The sequence below is a fragment of the Desertivirga arenae genome (assembly GCF_017355785.1).
Classification (GTDB): domain Bacteria; phylum Bacteroidota; class Bacteroidia; order Sphingobacteriales; family Sphingobacteriaceae; genus Desertivirga; species Desertivirga arenae.
Map to the genome: position 1 here is coordinate 69117 of NZ_JAFEWE010000010.1, position 23903 is coordinate 93019.

A 23903-nucleotide genomic window follows, 5' to 3' on the forward strand; every position below is an offset into this window, starting at 1 on the left:
AATCCTGCCTTAATTCTCCAGTCTCGACGTCATAATCCGTGTGTTTTTCGAGTTTCTTCTATTCGTGTTAATACGAGTAATCCGTGTTTATTTAGTGATTATTTCTTTCCAAACTTCTCCACAGACTTCCGGAACTCCAGATATTTCTCTGCAGCTTGTTCAACACTCAGTCCTTCCACGGCACCTTCCCAAGCCTGATGCAGAGCTTTTACCCCTCCTGTTGGTCCGAAAGGATGCCCCATTATTCCTCCACCTGCCATATAAAGCAAATCGACGGTTTGGGTACGGCGGAAAGTTTCAGGTGCTTGTCCTCCCCATTGTCCGGAGGATACCACCGGAAGGACAGAGAAACCACCAAACATAGGTTTTAAACAAGCTTCGATAGAACGAACAACAGAATCGTCAGATTCCCAGAACTTATTTTGGATCCCGTTTACGTGAATCTGATCTACCCCTGCAAGTCGCCAAAGCTTTTGGTAAGCAGGAAATTCGATCCCTAATAATGGATGCCTGTTCATCATTCCCCAACCGTTACGATGGCCATGAATGGCTAAAGCACCGTTGTCACAGATCTTTTTGGCTGCTGAGATCCCTACGCTGTTTAAACTGATCATGGCACAAGTTCCCCCAGACTGCACGATCTTGTCATAGTTGCGCTGCATCTCATCAATTTCGCTGCTTATATTGAAGGCATACATCACCTTTTTGCCCGTTTTATCGGCATAATCATTAATAACTTTCATTACGGCATTCACCCTCTTGGCAAAAGGAGAGTTAGCAGAAGAGGAAAGCAATTCGTCATCCTTAATAAAATCAATACCAGCCTCAGCAAGAGTTTTTACCAACTCTGCAGTTTGCTCGGGAGAAAGTCCGATACTGGGTTTTATGATAGTACCGATCAGAGGTCTTTTATAAACCTGAGTTAAGCCCCGGCAACCTTCAATTCCGAATCGGGGTCCTTTAAAGGCTTCTGAATAGGACTCAGGAAATTCAATATCCATTAATTTAAGACCTGTAAACTGCGTGATCTCATACAAGTTCCCCTGAAGGGTTGAGATCAAAACAGGAAGGTTATATCCAAAATTTTCAATAGACCATGACACTTCCAACATTGCCCGCTGATATTTCCCGGTAGGCGACTTTGCTCCTGGGATGGCTGGTTCAGTTACTGTTTCCAAAGGTGTTATTGACTCTACCCTTGCGGCAAACCGACTTTTCAATTCTTCGGTCTCTCCCGGAATTTCCACAAAAGTTCCGGAAGATTGCTCACCTGCAAGTACCTGAGCTGCCTTCTCCAGCTCATAGGGTGTCTCGATATAATATTTCGCTCTAATTCTTTCCATGCTTGTTGAGGTAAAAGGTAAACAATGAATTATCTAGAAACAGGCATCCAAACCTGCATCTCGGCATGACCACGGTTACCCCATGCGAAATATGGGATTAAACGAATTTGCGCTGTTTTATCGGCAGTTGATACTTCTCTGTAAAGTGTATTCTTCCATTCTTTAGGTTCCAGAACTTTTGCATTACCTACCAGGGTCATTACCTCTGCATTATCAATTTTTAGCGGCTGAGGCTGAAATGAAATGTTAGCAGGGACAACTACATTGTAAAGTTTTTGATCCTTCAAATCAGCAGACTCAATGCAATATACTACTGGCCCGCGTTTTACGGCTACTCTATTCCTGGATTCTTCGACAAGAGGATTAGCTTCAACCAGTTTAGCGTCCATCGGAAGGACTAACTGAATTTTGTCGCCCGACTTCCATTTTCTGTTTAACTCCGCGTAACTGCCAGAATTAGTTGTGATACCAGCTGGCTTACCGTTAACTAAAACCTGAGCATTATTAGCCCAGCCCGGAATCCTTAAAAAGATGGAATAGGGTTTAGAAGAGCTTTCATTAACGGTTAGATTTACATCACCGTTCCATGGATAATTGGTCACCTGAGTTAACTTAACTTTTGAACCATCCTTCAATGTAGTGCTGATGTTGTTTCCGCCATACAGGTTCAACCAAATACCTTTGTCTGATACACTGTAAGCATAATTATTAACTTCAGCAATCGTACGAACTACGTTTGGAGGACAACAATTTGAAAGAGAAATATATTCTACACGATCTTTTGACCAGCGCTGTTTGAAAGGCAAGTCGTCAGAAAATTCAAGCGGGTTTGTGTAAAGGAATTTCTTTCCGTCAAGACTGATTCCAGAAAGTACGCTATTGTATAAAGCTAGCTCCATTATGTCCGCATACTTCGCCTCACCTGTTAACTGAAGCATTCTGTAGTTCCAAAGTACATTACCAATATTAGCACAGGTTTCATTATGTGCTGTTAAATTTGGAAGCTGGTAATCGCGACCGAATGCCTGATGGATCTTCTGTACATCTTTGGGATCGTAAGATGTTCCATCAGGAGAAGTACCATCATATAAAGAACCACAGCCACCTGTAACATACATCTTGTGAGAAGTTACATCATCCCACATAAGGTCAAGTGTGTTTAATAATGTTTTATCACCAGTTTCTGCGTAAACATCAGCTACCCCGGCATAAAGGTAGTTAGCGCGCACTGCATGTCCCATCGCCTTCTTCTGATTACGAAAAGGAATCCGGTCCTGATTATCATCGGTTCCATCATCTATCTTTCCTTTAATATCAATAAGATGTTTAGCTAGCTCGAGATATCTTGGATCTTTCGTGGTGCGGTACATCTCAATTGTTCCCATATAGTGGGACGGGCAGATTGCGTTTCTGGCTAATGTTGGGGATGCTTGTTTGTAGAAGTTATATAAATAGTCTGTAGCCTTCTTAGCAACACTTAGCAAGTTAGTTTTTCCAGTAGCCCTATAATGAACACAGCCAGCAGTCATCAAGTGTCCGATGTTATAGGCCTCAAAGCTTAATCTGTCTTGAAACTGATTATTACTACCAGTTTTACGTTGCTCTATCATGGCCTTCGTGTAAATATAGCCATCAGCACGCTGAGACTTGGCGATAACAGCGATAGCTTTATCCATCATTTCATCCAGCTTCTTATCTTTTGTTACTGCATACAGACTGGCCATTGCTTCAAGCGCTTTATAGTAGTCACCATCATGGAAAGACGGTCCTTTGTGAGAGCCTGTATCCAGACCAGCAGCTATCTCAAAGTTTTTGAACGCGTGACTAATGTTAGCATCATTGTAAATCCTCCACAGGTTTGGTACCATCGCATCCTTCGCTACTTTAAAGCGGTCGGCCCAAAAGCCATTCGTCCAGCTCACGTCTCCCATGTTTACACTCTGCAATTTTGCATAAGGACTTTTTGACGTATTTACCAAGCTTTTCTCCTGGGCATTAGAATTTAAAGCTAATGCAGCAGCAAAAAGTGCAACTGTTCCTTTAGCAATTGTTCGATTAATCATCATTGGTAATCTTATTATAATTCGATCTTAAAAAACTTCTTATTTTTCCTCCAGCAATCTAACCGGCCCTAACAATCCTGCTTTTTGCAACGGAGCCCCTTCTAAACGGTAGGGAGCCGTTGTTTTGGTTAACCGTTCAGCTTCAGGCAACCTACGGTCTCCCATTAGCCTGTTTGCCCAAGTATTGGTTACTTCTATTATTAATTCGTTATTTCCCTTTTTCAATGCAGAAGTTATATCCAAACGATAAGGAGCTGTCCAAACTACCCCGCAGGAAACTCCGTTCACTTTTACTTCGGCAAGATTGGCAACTTCGCCAAGATCAAGAAATACTGGCCTTGTAACCTTGTCTGCCTTGAAATTGGTTTTATATATTGCTGTACCCGAGTAGTACTTAATGAGCGTGTCTGCCGAAGCTGACCAGTCTGTCAAAGTCCTAAACTCAACTGCTTTTTCTGGTCCGTAAAATTTAGGATCAAACTGCACTTTCCACGCTCCCGTAACTGCTTTCAATTCAGAATATTCTTTCCAGTTGCGTGCATTTTGATTTGAAGCTGCTTTATTTCCCTCTTTAAGAATGATAAATAAAGAGGCATTACGGTCAAGCCTTATATCAAGAGACGTACGTCCAGCCTCAGTACTGAAGTGCTCAGCTAGCCATCTTTTATTGCTAACCGCATCATAAATCTCTACCATCGCTTTTGACCCTCTAAGAGATAGATTTAAGGTTCTTTCTCTGTCTTCCTGGTTAGAAATAAAATAGATTTCCTCGGCTCCGTTTTGTCTGTGCGTGTATGCTATTTTGCGGGCATAATTTCCGCTTCCTTCTGTTACAATGAAATCTCTTTCTAATCCGATTGAGGACAGCGTCTCCTGCTGGTACGGCCCCTTCAGCAATTTCCCTTTGTAATTACCATTCCAAATCTCGTCAACAACTTTTTGAAATGCAGCTTTATCCGCTTGTTGTAATCCGGGTTGTTCAAGAGGCTTTTCAATCATCAGTATTGTTGCTCCTTCCTTTAAAAGTTCAAGTAGTTTACTTGCAACTTCAATACTCATGAAAGAAGAGTTCGGATTCATAGCCATGCGGCCTGGTATCACCAATAATTTATATGAGGCACCACTTTCAAATACAACATTACCATTTTTTACAGTAGCGGTAGATAAAACATCCGGATTGAAAGAATCGTAAGCATAACCACGAAGCGGATTAGCCCAGTTTTCAGGGTCAGCCCGGTTAGCGGAGTTATTAACGCCTGCTGGTAATTGGCGCATAGGTTGACCCACATTTGCCAGTCGCTTCGCTTCAGCTTCAACTACGTCTTTTCCAAATAAGCCTGGAAGAACAGGCACTAACCTGTCTGGAAGAATAGATCTTCGAGGAAGTTCTTCACCAATAAATGCAGCGATATCTGCCACTGGCCTACCTTTTTGCAATAATTGCTGACAACGTTCAGCATATTCAACCCAGGCCTTTCCTGGTTTCCACCAGGTTTGGTCCCGCTGAAAATAAAGTCCTACCCCGTCCAAAGTCATCCCAGGTTTTCTGTCGAGCCAGGGGTTTTGAACGAATACGTGATAAGAAACCTTATTAAGACCTAAAGAGTAATTCAGGTCCTGAAGCGTCTTAAGCATTCCAGGATGCTCATTCCAAGCCATCCTTACCGTTGTAAAAGACTCTGCGCCAATAATATTTTTACCATAAATGTGTCCTCCATTTATAGCATCCAGCATATCATTGGGTTTATCATGAGTAGGGCTGTTCAACCAAAACTCACCCATGGGCATATCTACTTTCTTGTAATGAGCCAAACCATCGCTTACCATGATCGGAGCAACATTTTCTGTTATGAAGTGTAATCCCTTTTCTTTCACCAAGGGGGCTACCGTACCATAAAACTTGTCGACGACCAACTCTGCAATCGTTTTTCTTACATCATAAAGTACTTTTTCTGATGTTTCAATATCTTCAACAGGAAGTCCAACCATTACCGGTAGGTAAGGTATCAAGTCATACCCTCTTCTTTTCTTAAACTCGTCTTTAAAAACAGGTGACCAGTTTTGACTCCCACACTCCCAACTGTCCATAAAGAAGGTATTTAAGACACGGGGAGTTAAACTTGGGCCAGCTCTTCGAACAGCTTCACCAAACCAGTTATCGAAATGAAGCTTAATAGCATCGGGGTTGAATTTATCACATTCCAGACCTCTCGCCGCTCCGCCAGTTGCATTCGTTTGACCGGTTGACGTATGACCAATACGCAGTATAGTCCAATTACCTTTAGGAGCGTTCCAGGTAAGAGATCCGTCAGCATTGACCTTATTCGTAAGGTTGATCACTTTATTTAATGGGATGCAGAGATCCTTGCTAATTTCGGCGGGTGTAGAACGTTTACTAACTCTCCAGATAGCCCCTGATTTACCTTCAAATTGATGAATAACCGGTTCTGCAGATAAAGTTAGTCCTACTAGTTTCAGCGATGGCTTCCATTTGGCATTCTCCATATCTTCAGAACCTGGCTCGGTACCCTCGGGATTATAACTGAACCTAAAGAACTTTGCTGTAGTAGGCTTGATGGAATGAGAAATTTCCTGTTCAGAATCCTGCCATCCATGTCGGGGAGGCTCCAGTCGTGTTACCGGACGAAATACTTTTCCATCATCACTTATCTCTATTTTGAGACGATGAGCCTGGACGTTGTTACCATCTGTGTGAATGAAAACAGAACGGGCAGTGAAAGGCTTTTCAAAAGCATATTGGATCCATACGGGCTCGCCAGAACGGAAGGCTTGCTTGTTACCCTTCTGAACGAGGAAAGAAGCCTCCGCTCCTGTACTGGTACTTACTTTCGGTACAGTAGTTTCGCTTGATACTCCTGAGCCGATAATTGAAGGAAAAGCATAAACAGCAATATCCCTGTAGTAATTTACCTTTGTCTCTGGCTGAGGAAGGTTAATCTTAAGTGACTTGCCACCGGCTATTAAAGTCTTACTAGCAACTATCTTCTGCATAGATAGCTCTGGAGTTATCCAGGGACCTCCAGCTAGTGAAAAACCGTCTCCTATATGCATTCCGATCTTCAACCCCAAACGATCGGCCTCCTTAAGAGAATGAATAACCATCTCCCACCAAAGAGGACTCAATTGCTCTGCTGCCGGACTATAAACTGGAGGCGTTGCTGCGCCTTTTACAGGCATCAAAAAAGCTCCAGCTATGCCTGCTTGTTTCATCGCCTCTAAGTCGGCAGTTATTCCTTCTTTTGAGACCGCAGCCTGAACCCAGTACCAGGCCACCCATGGCTTTGCCGAATCAGCTGTTTGTGAATAAGTACGAAGCTGGGAGAATAGCGACAATAGCGCTGTAAGAACAAGAAAATGTTTTCCTTTAAAACTCATTATTTAGAAAATTCAGAAGGCTTGTAACCCTTTATTCCGAAGTATAGAATAATTAAAAAACAAATAAGAGGAACAATATATCCGATCTGGATACTATCCCCATTCATATCAATGATAGTGCCCATAGCGTAAGGAAGGATTGCCCCACCAACAATGGACATAATAAGCCAGGAAGATCCAGCCTTTGTTCCTTCTCCCAAATTACTTATGCCTAATGCGAAAATGGTGGGAAACATAATCGACATAAAAAATCCTAAACCACCTAGAGCATAAATTACATAAATACCTTCACCATAGATAGACACCAGGCAAAGCAAAACGGAGAGAACACAATAAATAGAAAGCAGATTATGAGATTTAATAAATTTTAGAAGGCCTGTACCTACAAACCTTCCTCCCATAAAGAGAGCTCCGTAAACCGTCAAATAGTATCCTGCAGTTTTTTCATCTACACTGGCACCTTGTTGAGCCATTCTAATAAAGAAGCTTGTTACACATACCTGTGCACCAACATAGAAGAACTGAGCTGCAACAGCCCATGATAAATGTTTATGCTTTAACACTTCAAAAAAACCTCCCCTGCTTTCTGTCTTTGTATCAGCCACAGCCTTAACTTCAGGCAGATGCATGAAGTAAAATAACAAGGCAATCACTACCAACACTGAACCTAAAACAATGTAGGGCATTTTAACAGAGGCGGCCTCCGTCATGAAGTAATTCAACCGTACCGTATCCGGCATAGCATCTAATTGTGCCTTGGAATATTCTTTCCCAGAAAGTATGAAGGTTGTCCCGATAACAGGAGCGACCATAGCGGCCAACCCATTAAATGAAGCTGCAAGATTCAGACGGGTTGATGCACCAGCCGGATCTCCAAGAACCGCAGCGTAAGGATTAGCTGCCGTTTCAAGGATAGTTAAGCCGCAACCAATAATAAACAAAGCGATTAAAAAGATCTCGTAAGCTCTTGTATTGGCCGCCGGAACAAATAAAAATGCGCCTCCAGCGAAGACAAGAAGTCCGAGTATAATACTATTCTTATATCCCCATTTTTTCAAGATTGCTCCAGCTGGAATAGCCATTAAGAAATAGGCCAGAAAAACAGCTGTATCAACCAGGGTTGACTGGCGATTATTTAATTGACAGGCCTTCTTAAGATGTGGGATCAGAATAGAATCGAGGTTGTGAGCCATTCCCCAGAGGAAGAAAAGACATGTAACCAGGATAAAGGGCAGAAGATATGTCTTTCCGCCTCCATGATTTATATTTTGCTCTGAAACATTTGATGTTTCCTGAGGTGCAAATGCCATAATTTTAAGTTTACAGGTTATTTTTCCGTTTTACCATCAACAGGTGATCACATACTAGCACTACTTCACCATGCTGATTAATGATCTCTACATGCTCTGTTACAGTACCATACTCCGGTTTCTTAGCATCAGCTTTTTCTGAAATGGTTATTTCAGAATGTATCGTATCACCTATAAAAACCGGCTTCACAAAACGGAGGCGATCATAACCTTTGGACATAGCTTCAGGGTTGATTTCAGAGGCTGTAAGCCCTATACCAATACTAAATACCATTGTTCCATGAGCAATCCGCTGTTTGAAGGGTTGAGTTTTACACCATTCAGCATCCATATGATGAGGAAAGAAATCTCCGGTATGTCCGGCGTGGACAACGAAATCAGTTTCAGTTATGGTACGCCCCAGGGTAACTCTTTTATCGTTTAACTGGTAATCTTCGAAATATATTGATCTGAAATACATGTGGAGCTAAATAATGAATGAGTGAGTGATTGATTGAGTGAGTGAATGAGTGAATGAGTGAATGAGTGAATGAATGAATGAATGAATGAATCAGTGAGTGAATGCCTTCTAATTAATTGCTTATTATTCCCAGGTCTTCTTCCTTTAGTTGATCCGCTACAACAACTCCTCCTTTATCGCTGGAAATGTAGGCACTTTCTACAACAGCCATCGTTTTTATTACATCTTCCACGCTTGTGTAAAGCACTTCATCTGAACCTTCTTTAAATCGCATTAAGTTGGACATTGTACCGATAAATGCTTCAGGGAACCAAGATCCTTCCAATTCCAATGTATTCCATTCCGGTTGCTTTCCCTCCTCAACCAAACAATACTCAAACTTATCAGGTACCCCGTCAGGATAATTCATCAATAATCCCATTTTTGCTTTGATCGCGCCCTTAGTTCCCTCCCATTTAATAAAGCTTTCCTGGTTATGTGCTCCAAATTCGTGATCGTGATTTGTATTGATCACGGCATGCATCGTATCCCCATAGTCGAGTATGATCGTAGACCTTGATGAAGAAAGACTTTTTGCCGGATGTTTTAGGGTCTTTGCATAGACGCTGAAAGGATCGCCTAAGAAAGAACGCATCATATCTACATAATGAATACTATGATATTGTATTTCCAAACGCGGATGGACCATTACATGAGGGAACAATTCCCAGGGAGTTACCAGCGTTACCCGCACCTCCATATCATACAGTTCGCCTATCATTCCTTGTTCTATCATATATCTTGCAGCACTTACAAAGGGAGCATATCGCAGTTGGAAGTTAATGGCCGCTACCAGTTTCTTTCTTCTGCAAACGGCAAGTATTTCTTTTGCCTGCCAGAAATAGTCGCCCATAGGTTTTTGTATCAATACTGCTGCTCCGTCAGGTAAAGCCTCAAGAGTTTCAACATATTTTTCGGGCATTATGGTAATGTCATAAACTGCGTTCTCAGGAGCATTAGCAACGGCATCTTCTACAGACTCATAGACATTAGGTATTCCAAATTCAGCCGCAAGATTCTCCGCACGCTGCTTTGTCCGGTTGGTTATTCCTAAAACCTTAAAACCAGCTTGTTTATACGCAGGTAAGTGAGCATCTTTAACAATTCCCCCTGCCCCTATTATTATTATAGGTAGCTCCGTTTTCGGCAATAGTGGTTTATAGGGTATATGCATGTTTTTTTTAGTTAGTTTCTGTAATTTGTTCCTGGGCTTGTCTTAATATTTCCGCTGAAGGAATATCTGTGTTAAGGGCCTTGAGAACTGCTTGATCGATAACTTCAGCAATCTGCGCCCAATTGCTTTTTTGAGGTAGTGACCTCGCTTCTTTATGAAGCATTTCTAATTTATGATAATAAGGGATTACCTTATTGATCTCCGGATCATTCCAGGTAGATAGGCGACAGCCAATTCCTCCCTCAAGGGTCAGCAACTTATCATTCTCCTGGTTGGTGGCAAAATGAATAAAATCGTAGGCTATCTTTTTATTTCGACTACCTGAGCCTATTGTATAAAGCCAATAAACATTCAGAGAAGCTGACTCGCTGTTTTCGTCGTGCGGTAGTCTTGTAATATCAACCTTTCCTTTAACAGCTGATTCTTCATATACTTCGCACATTGATGCAAATCCAAACCAGTTCACCATCATTGCGACCTCTCCACGGGCGAAGGCCATACCTGCTTGTACCGACTCATAGTCGAAGGCTTTAGGGTGAACAGCTGATTGATCTTTAACTATCGTACGGTAAAAGTCTAATCCGGCAATTGCTTCAGGGGTGTCTAAATGAACAGAAGCATCAGGGCGTATCACCCTGCCCCCTCTTGTCCACAACTGAAGGCAAAAATCAAAAATGGTGTTATGGCCATCAGGAAGACAGGCGAAAAGAGTTCCGTAAAGATTTTGTTCAGGACGGGTAAAGAACTGTGCTACCTGATGAAATTCCTGCCATGTCTCTGGCACACCAAGAGGACTACCGTATTTTCCAAGATAGGCTTGTTGTTCGATTGGATCCTCGAAAAGGTCTTTGCGGTAAATGAAACACTCTGGTCCATCGTGAAACGGAAGACCAGCAACATCCTCACCGAACTGCTGCAACTGCAAAAGCGAATCACTCCAGCCCTGTGGATACTCTACAGGAGGCTTGTCTTTAATATAATCTTTTAAGTTCTCTATGTCTCCGTTCGTCCAGGCTTCAAAGATCCAATCCGTATTGATATGAGCTACGTCCCAATCTCCTGATTTCAGTCCACCGGCAGCGATAGTCGCTTCATAAAGCGGATGCAGGTCCAAAGGCACCAATTCGGCCTCGAGTGAGCATCCCGAGAAATCACAGAACTTCTTCCATAACTTCTCCATTGCCGACTCAAACGGGCCAAATTTCCTAACTGCTATCCTGAATTTATTTTCCGACCTCATACACATCCTCCCTACCTATAAATTCTTTGATAATGGCTTCATTATCTTCACCAAGTTTTGGCGATCCTTTCGATGAATATAGCTTCTCTCCATCTATACGTATAGGGCAACGAAGGGTATCATAGCTATAACCATCGTTCATCGTTACCTTTTGCACCATCCCAAGTACCTTAAAGCCGTCATGCTCAAATAGCTGGTTCCAGTCAAGCACATCAGCACACCAAATATCCGCCGCTTCTAAAACCTTCAGCCATTCTGATGTTGGCCGAGTTTTCAGATGATCAGCGAGCACTCCTTTTATTTCATCTCTTCTCTCAAACGCTTCAGCTCCATCTTTATATATAAACAAAGCTTCACATTCCAGAAGTTTAGCCAGAAAAGGAATGGAACCCATTGCCAGGGCCAGGTAACCAGTTTCTGTTGGGTAAATACCGTAAGGAGCTCCAAGGTATGCATTAGCATTACTTTTTGCAGAACGTTCTGGATTCAAACCTCCATCATTTAAAAACGTGGTAATAGTTTCAAATTGAAAATCATAAGCAGATTCAAGCATACTCACCTGAACAAGCCCACCCTCTCCTTTTATCGCTTTACGATACATGCATGCCAGAATACCCTGCGCCAAATGCGCACCAGCGAGCATATCTATTATGGAAAGACCCATTGGCACCGGACCATCATCAGCATTTCCGGTTAGCCAGGTTAATCCTGTTAATGATTGAAGTAAAAGATCCTGTCCAGGTTTTGCTTTAAACGGACCTTCGCTACCGTAACCAGAGATTTCAGCATAAATAACATTTGGATTAATTGCCTTGACAGAAGCATAATCAAAACCTAAGCGTTCCATTACCCCTGGCCGGAAGTTGTGCATGACGACATCAGCCTTTTTCAACAGCTCCCGGATCAAGTCAGCATCTTCGGCTTTCTTCAGATCTGCTGCAAAGCTTTCCTTATTCCTGTTAATTGCATGAAACACGGAAGAAACTCCGTTCATCACCAGGTTTGATGTGTACAAAGTACGGCATATATCGCCAGTACCGGGACGTTCTATTTTAATCACTCTCGCTCCCAGATCTGCTAGTCGTAAGCTAGCTGACGGACCTGACAGGAATTGACTAAAGTCTATTACTAAATATCCTTCTAGTGGCAGCATAACTTAGAGATTAAATTCCTGATTAATTAGGTCATTAGACACCCCTACCTTTGGAGCTGCTTTAGAAGAATACAATTTCTCTCCATCCAGCTGCACCGGATTACGGGTGGTTAACAAGCCATTAGAACCAGTATTAATAATTTGGGTAAGTCCCGCAGAAGCAAAAGCAGGATGATTAACAGCATCCTGATATTTAAGGACATCAGCGCACCAAATCCCTTCCGTCTCTAAAACCGACAGCCATTCAGAAGTTGTCCTATTTTTCAGGGTTTGGCCAAATAAGGTCAATAGTTCATCCCTATTTTGGAAGGAAGAATCGGTATCTATGTACAAATTTGATATGTCACAACCGATAACTGAACTGATCTGAGTAAGGTTACCCATAGCCAAAGCTATATAGCCATCAGCAGTACCGTATATTCCATAAGGAGCACTTAAATAAGAATGTCCGCTCCCTTTAACCGTACTTCTTTTAGGTAGCTTCCCACTATCATTCAGGTAAGTGGTTAGAACTTCAAATTGAATATCCAGTACAGATTCCAGAAGGCTAACCTCAACAAGCACTCCCTTACCTGTTCTTGCTCTTTTTATCAAAGCAGCAAGGATTCCTTGTGCCAAGTGATTTCCACACATGATGTCCGCCACCGAAAGCCCAAAAGGAACCGGACCGTTTTCGTCACATCCTGAAAGCCAGGTTAGACCTGAAACCGACTGAACTAGTAGGTCCTGCCCAGGCTTACTAGCCCAGGGTCCTTCTGTTCCGTAGCCGGTAACTATTCCATAAATAACTTTTGAATTTATTGCCCGGACAGACTCAAAATCCAATCCTACCTTTTCCATCACTCCTGGACGAAAGTTGTGTGTCATGACATCAGCTTTGGATATCAATTGCTTTACCTTCTCCAGATCTTCAGGATTCTTTAGATCAGCCGCATAAGATTCCTTGTTTCTGTTGATCGTGTGAAACAACAGGCTATCATCTTCAACAAAAAGATTCTTGATAGCAAGCTGACGACAAGCATCGCCCTTTACCGGACGTTCTATTTTGATCACGCGGGCACCCATATCAGCAAGTTTCAATCCTGCCGATGGACCAGCCAGAAACTGACAGAACTCCAACACGAGTAATCCCTCTAACGGTCTGTTCATGCCATCTCTAAATTTCTGGATTTCAGATATAGTTCGTTAAGGTTGTTCAGTACCTTTCCTTCATTACCTCCTTGCATCAGGTAATCGCGTACCATATCACCAGCATGATCCTGGAAATACATATGCCCATGATATCGTGGTCTTAAAAATGCCCGTTGAAGAGCAGGAAGGGTATTTGCAAAGTAATCAGCAGTTTGCCTGTTCACCTCATCGTTTAACCATGCGCTTAAATGCCCTGGCTGACCGCCGTTTTCAAAGAACAATGTTTGCTGACACGCTGCAGAGCCAACATATTTAGCATACTCAACTGCAATATCAACGTGTTCTGAAGAGGATGAAATAGCAAGGCCCGTTCCTCCCAGCGTACTTTTTAAATTTGTCTTGCCATCCAAAGTGATCATATCATGAAAATGGAGCAATTTACGGGCATACCCTCTTCTCGAATAGTTTGAATATCCGTAAGCAAAGGGGCAATACGCAACTTCATCCGTTTGCGTCATTGCCTCATATACTTTTATCGGATTTCTTTCAAAGTTTTCTGGATCTATTTTAGTAGCCAGCTGTCTGAAAAGTTGCAAGGCTTTTGTCCCTGTTTCTTCAGAGATCACTCTGTCTTCTGCCTGACATGGGTCCTCTCCTAAAGAACAGCAGAACATGTAAAAGCTCATTAAAACATCTATAGGAATACCAGCAAAAGCCACTAATCCACGATCTGCCAGTTCAAGCAGATCTTCAAATGTTTTAGGAAGAGCAAGCTTATGCTGTTCAAAAAGATCCGGCCTGCTAGAGGCAACCGGCGTAGCAGCATCAATGGCTAAAGCCCATTGATGCCCATCATAAGAATAACTTGTACAAGAATGACCCACAGTGTTAGCCTGTTGATCTTCGATATACTCGGCAGATAAATATTGATCAAGGGGCAGAATGGACTTGGTTTTTGCTGCGAATCCCGCCCATGGGTGGTCAATCACTAAGAGGTCAAAACGCTTTGCCAGTTCTTCAATTGAAAAGTCAGCAAACTGTTGTAAGCTTCTTTTCTCCCATAGGATTTCTACATCTGGATTTAACTCTGAAAATCGCTGTGCTGTTGCTACCATTGGAACAAAGCCTCGGCTATGGTTCCAGGTAATTCCTTTTAATACTTTCCTGTTCGTCATTGGTTTATTACAATCCGCCGGACCAGAATCCGGCGGTATAGGTTATCTTTTTTGTTAGTTCTTTATCTGCCTTACCTTTTCCTGAATCTTGTCGGCTGCCGCTTTAACTGGCATCAGATAGAAACTGTATTGATAGGATTTAGCCGGGATTTGATAGATATCCAAAGGAGCAGCTACATCGCTCCAGCTATCATTTCCTCCAACTCCCATTTGAATCAGATCAATATTAAGCGTAAGGAAACCTGCATCTTTCAATTTGTTAGTATGCTTTGCGCTGCTAATATTCTCCTCGGTATAAGGCCAGGCACTCATACTTAAAAGGCTATCAGCAAGCACTAAAAGGCCCTCATTCTTTTTCTTGTCTGCCAGGTACATCCACCGTACATCTGTACGATTACCATTTTCCTGAGGAACAGCATATGGTTCCATAAAATCCATGATATGTTGCGAATAGATGGCCGCATCAGAGCCATAATTACGGTCAATATAGTTTTCTAAAGGCCCCTTTCCATACCAGGTAATCTGGTCGTAAGCTCTTGCAATACCTCCTTGCATCCCAACCTTAGGGATATTTGGTAAACCTGGTTTTACAGACAAAGCATAATCTACTTTAACTGATCCTGAGGCAGAAATCGTATAGTTTACCTGAACAGCAGCGCTGTCATTTATTAAAGAGTATTTAGAAGAAACTTTCACACTCTGGCCGTTATTCACACTTTCAGAACGAGTTTCAACCAATTTCATTGCGGGTTCAAACCACTGCTTAAGCTTTTTATGTGTCTTCCATCCCCGTTTGTCATTATCCGTTTGCGGGCGTGTAAAATGAGGCAATAAGGGAGCAAAAATCTGCTCAATTCCATTTACTTTGTATGAGGTTAAAGCTCCATTTTGCTTATCAAAACCTATTGCAAAGCCATTACCATTAACTGTAATCCTATTATCAGCATCGTTAACTGCCACTTTTCCTGATGGAACTTTATTTGTTGCAGGTTTTACTAGGGGAGTAAGCGCAAACTGGTTGGAAGCAACTTCAAACCCTTTTGGTGCCCAAACCTGATCGGTGGCTAAACTAAAATGAATATCTGCCAGGTATTCAGCCCCTGCCTTCATTATAGGAAGGTATTTAGCAATACTAATCAAAGTGTCTCTTCCTGCCGCAAGGTTGATTCTTGGCAGTACTTTGTTAACTACAACCTTGCCGTCTTCCCTTACCACGAGAGAAACAAGATAGTCTCCCAGTGACTTAACAGCATGTCGATTAAGTACCTTTATCAGACCTTTGGAAGCATCAGCAAGGTTGGTTTGTGCACCCTGATAAACGCGTTTACATTCCCACATTGCTGCTTTCGGACGGCCATCAGAAGCAACTACTCCTTTAATAGTAAAGTTATCGAAGTACTTCTCACCGAAGTCGCCACCGTAAGCGTAATATTCTACCCCGGCACTGTCTTTCTGTAATAGACCCTGATCTTTAAATTCCCAGATGGCACCACCAATCACTCTTGGCGTACTTCTGAATTTATCCCAGAAATCCTTCATATTTCCAACGGAGTTACCCATAGCATGGGCGTATTCGACAAAGAAAATCGGACGTTTATCTCCATTCTGCTGGTTCGCCAAAAGTTCAGGAGTATAAATACCCGGGTACATGCGGCTAACTATATCAATGTAGTATGAATCCTGAGGATTTTGAATACGATGAGAGTGGTCGTTTGACTTCAGGTAGCGTGGGTCAGAAGGATCAATATAACCTTCCAGGCGCGGATTACCCATTGCCGGCTCATAATGAACAGGACGGGTAATATCAAAATCATGGAGCCATTCAGCCATTGCCGCATGGTTTGGTCCCCGGCCAGCCTCATTCCCCAAGCTCCAAATTATAATACTTGGGTGATTCTTATCACGCATCGCCATCCGAATACTTCTGTCGAGGTAAGCACCAGTCCACTGCTGATCATTACTTAGCTTTCCTCCCAGTCCATGAGTTTCAAGATTTGCTTCATCAATAACCAGGATACCGTATTCATCGCAAAGGTCGTATAAGTAAGGATCCATAGGGTAATGGCTGGTACGGATACAATTGAAGTTAAAACGTTTTATAGTTTGAACATCTTGTAGAATATCTTCACGGCTCAAGGCCTTTCCTTTTGTGGGATGATGATCAGGACGGTTGATACCGTACAAATAGGTTGTTTTACCGTTGATTAATAGCTTACTATCCGTTTTAGAAAACTCAATACTTCTAAAACCTACTTTACAGCTTTTAGCTTCTAATACATGGCTCGTACTATCTTGAAGCGAGAGGACAAGTGTATACAGATTAGGTGCTTCATCACTCCATTTTGCAGGATTTTTGACTTTAGTTTCTAAAAGACCAAATTTGGCATTATCCAGGCGGGGATATATCTCGTTAATAATGCTTTCCGCAGATCTTTCCAGAGCTTTCTCAAATACAGGTTTGCCCTGCTTATCGTAAAGCTGGGCCTTTACGTTATAACCCGAAACTACCTTGCCAGTAAGGTTTTCAATTCTTGGACGAATACTGAACACTGCATCTTTATAATCCTTATCGAGCTTTGCCTGCCAGTGGAAATCAGCAATTCGAATCTTAGGTTCAGCAAGTAACATTACTTCGCGATGTATTCCACTCATTCGCCAATGATCCTGATCTTCAAGGAAACTGCCGTCGCTCCAACGGATCACCTGTACTGAAACTACGTTTTCACCTTTTTGCAGGTATGGCGTGATATTGAATTCAGACGATAAGAAACTATCTTCCGCATATCCTAAGAACTTACCGTTAATCCAAACTTTATAAGCAGAACTTACTCCTCCAAAGTGAAGTGTAATATTCATATCTTTCCAATTGTCGGGAAGGGAAAAAGTTCTCTGGTAGCTTCCTACTCCGTTATAATCATGAGGAACGTAAGGTGGATTTACCGGACGAAACGGGTAAACAGCACTTTTATATATAGGCTTGTCGTAACCTTTCATTTCCCAACTTGAGGGAACTTCGATTTTCTTCCAGCCGGAAACCCGGCTTTTATAAAAATCCTTTGGAGCATCAGCCGGTTTGAAAGCAAAAGAGAAATCCCAGTTCCCATTCAAAGAGATCATCCTGCTGCTTTTTTCCCGGTTCCCAGTTAGTGCCGAATTAACATCTGGAAAGGAATAAGCTGTAGCACGGGAAGGTTCACGATTAATGCCGCTTACTAATGGATCTTCCCATGGTTCTCTATTATAGATAGTAGGTACTACAGGGACAGCAGCAGGCGTTTTGTCTACCAGCTGAGCATAGGAATTCACAGCTAGTGCAAGAATCGGAACAATCAATAAGTATCGTTTCATCTAAAGAAACCGGATTAAAAAAGTGTATGTTATAAAAAAGCAGGCTGCATATAAACCTAAGTCACGCGTTATTCCAGGTTTATAGAACAGGTCAGTTTAGCAAATGTAAATTACCCCTTAATTGGTTTTTTATACCATGTTCCCCTACTTTTATACGATTTTACCTTCGCATTATGAGGATCAGAAAGCTTAATACAAAAGTGAGAAAACGATAACGCTACTTATAAATTTCATATTAAAGCATCAAATTTTGAAGTATCAATAAGGCAGACAGTCGATAAGGAACTCCTGTCTGCCTTATCAAATTTATTAATAATCATCATTCTGCACCAACTGAGGATTATTATCCAGCTCAAATTGCAGGAATGGTAAAGTATAATGTTTTTGATCAAACACTAAAGATGTTCCTGCTGGTGTTTTGAGTGTTGGAAGCTTAATATGGGCAATGTTCCAGCGTTTAAGGTCATTATAACGCTCACCCTCGAGCGCAAGCTCTACCCTTCTTTCATGGCGGATATAGTCGCGCAGTAAAGCCTGCGAATTGTATTTTATCCGGTCAACGGCTGGCATACCAACGCGGGCCCTTATTTCATCTATAGCACCGTAAACAGTTGCGTCCGGGCCACTCACTTCATTTTTTGCTTCTGCATACATCAATAAAACATCTGCATATCTTAAATGGACATAGTCTTGATCGGTTTGATTAGCCGTAGTTGCCGGCTGGAATGGAGTTCTGGACAAATCGACATATTTCTCCATCATAAAACCAGTGCTGGAGATATTGGCGGGAGTAAAGGTAGCTCCGCTCGGCGTTTTCCAGATTTCGTTAGGCAGCTTCATTGTCAAATCCAGCCTAGGATCACGATTAGCGTAGGGATTAGCAGGATTGTATAATGGAGACTCTGAAGGAAGCTTACCATCTATCATTTCATAATCATCCGCCAGGTCCTTATATGGTTGAAGTAGCGCATAATTGCCGAGTTCTAAATCCATCCCATTAAGAGCCCTTTGAATGTTATTTGGTGCAAGGTATTGGGTTGAAAAAATAATCTCCTTATTGACATTTGCATTCGCCTGACCAGCAGTTTTAAATATGCCGGCGTAGTCGTTTGCTAATCCAAAGACTTTCGAATCGATAACCGCCTGCAGCAGCGGGACAGCCTCAGCCCATTTCCGCTGGGTCATGAGAACTTTGGCTTTTAATGCTTGCGCTGATCCTTTTACAGCGTGGCCGTTGTATTTTGCGACAGGCAAATTAGTGATCGCGAAATCAAGATCTTGTTCTATGAACGCATATACCTGTTCGCGAGAACTTTTAGCAATTTTAGCAGATTCTAAGGTTTCAGGAAAACGATCATAAATAACAACACCCCCGAAAGCGCGAACCAGGTCAAAATAAGCTAGAGCTCTGATAAAACGAACCTCCCCTTTATACACGTTTTTATTTGTTTCCGAGATTGGGGCCTTGTCAATGTTGTCAAGGAAGTAGTTACATGAGGTTACAATACGATACGGGGTACTGTACAATACTCCTATTGGAGATCCACTACCCAGGCCTGCATTGATACCACCAGTGGTTAGCTGAGCAATATTAGGAAGGAAGGAATTCTGCGGGTCACCATAAGCGTTATCACTCAAACCATCCAGATATACCCGCTGATAACCCATAAAGTTTGCCTGAAGCCGGCCGTAAACACCAGCTAACGCTGCTTGTGCATCGGCCTCCGATGTCCAGAACGTTCCGCTTGAAGGATCCTTTAATGGATCTTTATCTAAAAAATCTTTATTACATGAGCTTGTTCCGATGGCAGCTGCTATCAGGGAAAACAAGATTATATTTTTAATACGCATGTTCTTTTCAATTAAAATTTAACATTAAGTCCTGCACTGAAAATTCTTGCTTGCGGATAAGGAGGAGTACCTGTAGATATTCCTGCGCGTTCTGGATCACCAAATTCAAAATCAGTGATGGTGAAAAGGTTATCGGCAGATACATACACTTGCGCCGACTTAGACTTAACTCTGGATAGCAATTTTTGAGGTAAATTGTAAGAAAGTACTACATTTTTTAAGCGCAAATAAGACGCATCAGATAAGAAGAATGTAGACGACTGGTAACTTGTAACTCCAACATAGCTACCGGCATAAATTGCAGGTAAAGTATTAGATGGGTTGGTTGGAGTCCAGGCATTTCTCCATTTTTCAGTTGGTGCTGTACCTTGGGTAAAAGGATCTACTCCCCAACCCGTTTGACGACTCTTAACTCCCTGAACACCCTGGAAGAATGCACTAAAGCCCCAATTTTTGTATCCTGCATTTAAGCCAAACGAGTAAATATAATCAGGATATGCTCCCTTAACGAACGTACGGTCCGCAGCGTCAACAGTTCCGTTTCCATCAAGGTCCTTCATCTTAAGATCTCCGGCTTTAGGGTTCGGATTCAAAGCATGCTTTGGATAACTTCCACTGCTGATATCAGACTCCTGGAAAATCCCATCCCATTCATACAAGTAATGTCCATCAATCTCATATCCAACATCGCGTATTGTTGAACCCAGTGAAGGCACCTTTAGTTCAAGGATCTTATTCTTAGCTCGGGAAAGCTGACCATTAAAGCCATAACTGAAATCTCCTAATTTATTTTGGTGACTTAACTCCAATTCAAATCCCCTGTTCCGTAGTTTACCAAGATTGAATGTGGGAGCATCGAGACCCAGACTTAATGGAATAGGCTGTGGAGCTAATATATCAAAGGTCTTTTTGTTGAACCAATCAAACGTAATACCGAGCAAACCTCTCCATGCAGAGAAATCAAGACCAATGTCGGCAACGCTGGTTGATTCCCAACGCAGGCTTTGATCTCTAAAAGAATTAACCAAAGCAGCAGCCTGAGGGGTAGTATTTCCGAATGGATAGCTGCTACCGGAACTGATCGTGTTTTGATATAGATAAACAGCGACGTCCTGATTTCCGAGAGTACCATAGGAGGCCCTTAATTTCAAATTATTGATCCAGTTAAACTTGTTGCGGACAAAATCCTCCTGGGCTACATTCCAACCAACAGAAGCTGATGGAAATAAACCCCAGCGGTAATCTGGGGATACCTTTGAGGTTCCGTCGTAACGTAAATTTCCTTCAATTAGGTACTTTCCTTTGTAATTATAATTTACACGCCCAAAAACCGACTGAAGAGCCCATTCGTAAGGATCTGACAAAGAAGGTAACCGAGGATGAGTTGGATTGAAGTTAACAAACTCATTGGTCGTCGTATATCCCGAAATCTCATCAATTGCGGGGGCTATGGTGTTTTGCCTCCTTGCCCTTAAGGTCCTAAACCTTGTAGATAGCTGCTCATACCCGGCAAGTGCGCCAATATTATGGTCTTTTGCGATAGTCTTGTTATAGTTTAGGGTGGAATAGAATGTGGTTGTGATAGTTTTGGAATACTGATCAGTAACACCTAGTATATCAGGACCGAAGCCATTGATCTTTAAATAGTCACCGGTAACTGCGTCTCTTTCCTGCAATAAATAAACATCGTATGGAACCTGATGCATTTTAAAAAATTCATCACCATAGTTTACAGCAACTTTAGATGACCAGGTAAAATCTTTCAGGAACTTAAGGTCCATATACGCCTGGCCATTCAGGTTATATTCCTTTGTTTGCTGGTCACCCATTAGATAATACTCCGAAACGTTCCGGTTCCTGCCTTCAAAATTATACGCCCTTGCCACCACACGACCACTTCCGTCTGGAAGATAAGGCCCATATAGCGGTCCCGTTGCGTAAACAGTTAAGGCCATAAACTCACTTCTCACTGGTGGCTCTTCCCTATTCCTGTACGTCAGGTTCATATTGGTGCCTACAGTGATATTCTTGTTAACCTTATTGGAATAGTTCAATAAGGCATTATAGCGCTTAAAGTCGTATTGTTTAAAAAAAGCCTTTTGATCAAGATAACCTAGAGATAAATTATAATTTGTCTGCTCGTTGGCTCCTGATAATGAAAGATTATGGTTAGTTACTGTCGCTGGCTTAAAGTAATAGTCAATTGCATCAAAATTTGGATACTGATTGCGATCGGTGGAGTTACGGTACTTGTCAATCTCCGACTGAGCATAATAAGTAGAAGTGTTTAGACCACTCCTTGCTGCCGCCATATTATACATCTCCATATAGTCAGCGGAGTTAGTGATCAAATCGGGTAAGCCTATAGCAGTATGCTGGCCGATATTCATACTATAATTGACTTCTGGAGTTCCTTTTTTACCTTTCTTAGTTGTAACTAAAATAACACCATTTGCCGCCCTCGAGCCATAGATTGCAGCAGAGGAAGCATCTTTTAATACCGTTATATTTTCGATATCATTGGGTGATAAATTATTGAGCGACCCATTTACTCCATCTATTAATACAAGAGGATTTGTACTTCCACCGAAACTTCCTCGACCTCGAATTAAAAATTGTGGATTGTCGCGACCTGGTTCGGAGGATGGCTGTGTAACCTGTAGACCAGTAACTCGTCCCTGAAGCAAGTTCGCTGCATTTGGAGCAGGCCTCTGAGTTAATGTCTCACCAGATACTGTTGACAAGGAACCAGTAAGATTAACCCTTTTCTGAGTTCCGTATCCTACTACCACCACCTCTTCCAACGATTTTGTATCAGCACTTAAACGCACATCTACGGTTGATCTTCCATTAACTGCAACTTCCTGAGCCGCAAATCCTACAAAAGAAAAAACTAAAGTAGCGGTACCCGGAGCCGAAATCCGATAGTTTCCATTAATATCAGTTGTTGTAGTAGTTGTGCTATTTTTTACTTTAACTGATACACCGGGAAGAGTTTCCCCATCTGCAGCCACAACTTTTCCGGTAATCACTACTTCCTGAGAAAAAACGGGACTGGAAAGAAATAAGCTAAAAAGCGTTAAAAACAGCCACGAAGGCAGAGATTTCCTCCAATGAGCACCGGAGGCATGTCTTAAAGTTTCCATAAAATTTTGATTGGTTAGTAGAAATAAAAATGATGGTAAATGAAAGGGCTTAAATGAAGCCGCGAATGTCAGCCTGATAATTCCATAGAATAATAGGTTATAAATTTGATTAGTTAGTCACCGGTCTAAAGACCTACAGCAATAAGAGAACATTTCAGATATGAAACTGTTTTTCATATTTAAATCTTTATCGAACTTGTAAATCTTCTGTGCAAAAACTAATCTATTACTATGTTTGTAGCCGACTCAACCTTTTATTAAATGCCTCAAAACGAATCCAAATACCAGGCTCCTGCTTTAGATAAAGGCCTTGATATATTAGAGTATTTATCATCACAATCTGTTCCCCTCTCCCAAACGGAGATAGCAACGGGTATTAGCAGGAGTTCAAATGAGATCTACCGGATGCTTGTAAGCCTGGAAACGCGCGGTTATGTTCTGCGGGATGAAATTTCAGGGAAATACCGGCTATCATTAAAGCTTTATCATCTTTCGCATAGGCACTCACCTATAGATGAGTTATGTAAAGCTGCCCAATTTCCGATAGAAGAACTTGCCGCAGCTGTTAGACAATCCTGTCATTTAAGCATCTTATATCTCGACCAGTTAATGGTTGTCCTACACGTTAAAAGTCCAGAGCCAATAGCTCTTTCCGTGGAAGAGGGTAATCTGTTTCCCCTGCCGCTAACTGCTTCCGGGAAGGTGTTGCTTGCTTACATGCCGGCGGCAGAAAGGAACAAGCTTCTTTCAGAAAATGCACACTATAAGGAATTTAGTGCGACTGAAAAAAGAAGCTTCTTAAACTCATTAGAGCAAATTAAAACGGAGGGGGCTTACATAAAAACGAGTGATCTTGCTGAGGGAGTAGTAGACATCTCCGTTCCCGTGGGAAATAAGGACAGCAATGTTGTTGCGTGTCTTACCGTGTCAAGACTAACAACCTTGAATATCAACAAGGGAAGAAAAAATGAGGAAATATTGAAAGAAGCGTTTTTATGCGCTGATAGAATAAGGAAGAGAATAGGATTATGATATAGAGAAATTGAATTAAAAAAAGAGCAGGCGTTAATCCTG

General features: G+C 42.0%; 14 protein-coding genes. 1 reads left to right on the forward strand and 13 read right to left on the reverse strand.

The window, feature by feature from the left end; genetic code table 11:
- Positions 1–98 precede the first annotated feature (98 nt).
- From J4N24_RS18310 to J4N24_RS18370, 13 genes are all read right to left on the reverse strand, one after another.
- Positions 99–1343 (reverse strand): ribulose-bisphosphate carboxylase large subunit family protein, encoded by a 1245-nt coding sequence (locus J4N24_RS18310; protein WP_207535169.1) that lies wholly within the window; start codon positions 1341–1343, stop codon positions 99–101.
- A 29-nt stretch (positions 1344–1372) separates the two neighbouring features.
- Positions 1373–3409 (reverse strand): aceric acid hydrolase, encoded by a 2037-nt coding sequence (locus J4N24_RS18315; protein ID WP_242691716.1) that lies wholly within the window; start codon positions 3407–3409, stop codon positions 1373–1375.
- Positions 3410–3445: 36 nt separating this feature from the next.
- Positions 3446–6802, reverse strand: coding sequence for a glycosyl hydrolase (locus J4N24_RS18320; RefSeq protein ID WP_207535170.1), 3357 nt, complete (start codon positions 6800–6802; stop codon positions 3446–3448).
- On the reverse strand, positions 6802–8112 hold the full coding sequence (gene fucP, locus J4N24_RS18325; RefSeq protein ID WP_207535171.1) for an L-fucose:H+ symporter permease: 1311 nt from the start codon (positions 8110–8112) through the stop codon (positions 6802–6804). The genes J4N24_RS18320 and fucP overlap by 1 nt, the downstream gene beginning before the upstream one ends.
- A 10-nt stretch (positions 8113–8122) precedes the next feature.
- A complete protein-coding gene (locus J4N24_RS18330) occupies positions 8123–8572 on the reverse strand; it encodes a MaoC/PaaZ C-terminal domain-containing protein (protein ID WP_207535172.1) in 450 nt (149 codons plus the stop codon).
- A gap of 112 nt (positions 8573–8684) precedes the next feature.
- Positions 8685–9785 (reverse strand): Gfo/Idh/MocA family protein, encoded by a 1101-nt coding sequence (locus J4N24_RS18335; protein ID WP_207535173.1) that lies wholly within the window; start codon positions 9783–9785, stop codon positions 8685–8687.
- Between the two features lie 7 nt (positions 9786–9792).
- On the reverse strand, positions 9793–11025 hold the full coding sequence (locus tag J4N24_RS18340; RefSeq protein WP_207535174.1) for an extracellular solute-binding protein: 1233 nt from the start codon (positions 11023–11025) through the stop codon (positions 9793–9795).
- On the reverse strand, positions 11009–12178 hold the full coding sequence (locus J4N24_RS18345) for a CaiB/BaiF CoA transferase family protein (protein WP_207535175.1): 1170 nt from the start codon (positions 12176–12178) through the stop codon (positions 11009–11011). Before J4N24_RS18345 ends, J4N24_RS18340 begins: the two co-directional genes overlap by 17 nt.
- A gap of 3 nt (positions 12179–12181) precedes the next feature.
- Entirely contained in the window at positions 12182–13327 is a 1146-nt protein-coding gene (locus J4N24_RS18350) for a CaiB/BaiF CoA transferase family protein (RefSeq protein WP_207535176.1), read from the reverse strand.
- Positions 13324–14484, reverse strand: a complete 1161-nt coding sequence (locus J4N24_RS18355; protein WP_207535177.1) for an ABC transporter substrate-binding protein — start codon at positions 14482–14484, stop codon at positions 13324–13326. The genes J4N24_RS18350 and J4N24_RS18355 overlap by 4 nt, the downstream gene beginning before the upstream one ends.
- 54 nt (positions 14485–14538) lie before the next feature.
- Complete coding sequence (locus J4N24_RS18360) at positions 14539–17832, reverse strand: glycoside hydrolase family 2 TIM barrel-domain containing protein (protein ID WP_207535178.1); 3294 nt, start codon at positions 17830–17832, stop codon at positions 14539–14541.
- Between the two features lie 309 nt (positions 17833–18141).
- Positions 18142–19683, reverse strand: coding sequence for a RagB/SusD family nutrient uptake outer membrane protein (locus J4N24_RS18365; RefSeq protein ID WP_207535179.1), 1542 nt, complete (start codon positions 19681–19683; stop codon positions 18142–18144).
- 11 nt (positions 19684–19694) lie between these two features.
- Complete coding sequence (locus J4N24_RS18370) at positions 19695–22829, reverse strand: SusC/RagA family TonB-linked outer membrane protein (protein WP_207535180.1); 3135 nt, start codon at positions 22827–22829, stop codon at positions 19695–19697.
- A gap of 261 nt (positions 22830–23090) precedes the next feature.
- Here J4N24_RS18370 and J4N24_RS18375 point away from each other — a divergent pair, with 261 nt between their 5' ends.
- Complete coding sequence (locus J4N24_RS18375; protein WP_207535181.1) at positions 23091–23861, forward strand: IclR family transcriptional regulator; 771 nt, start codon at positions 23091–23093, stop codon at positions 23859–23861.
- Positions 23862–23903: the final 42 nt, after the last annotated feature.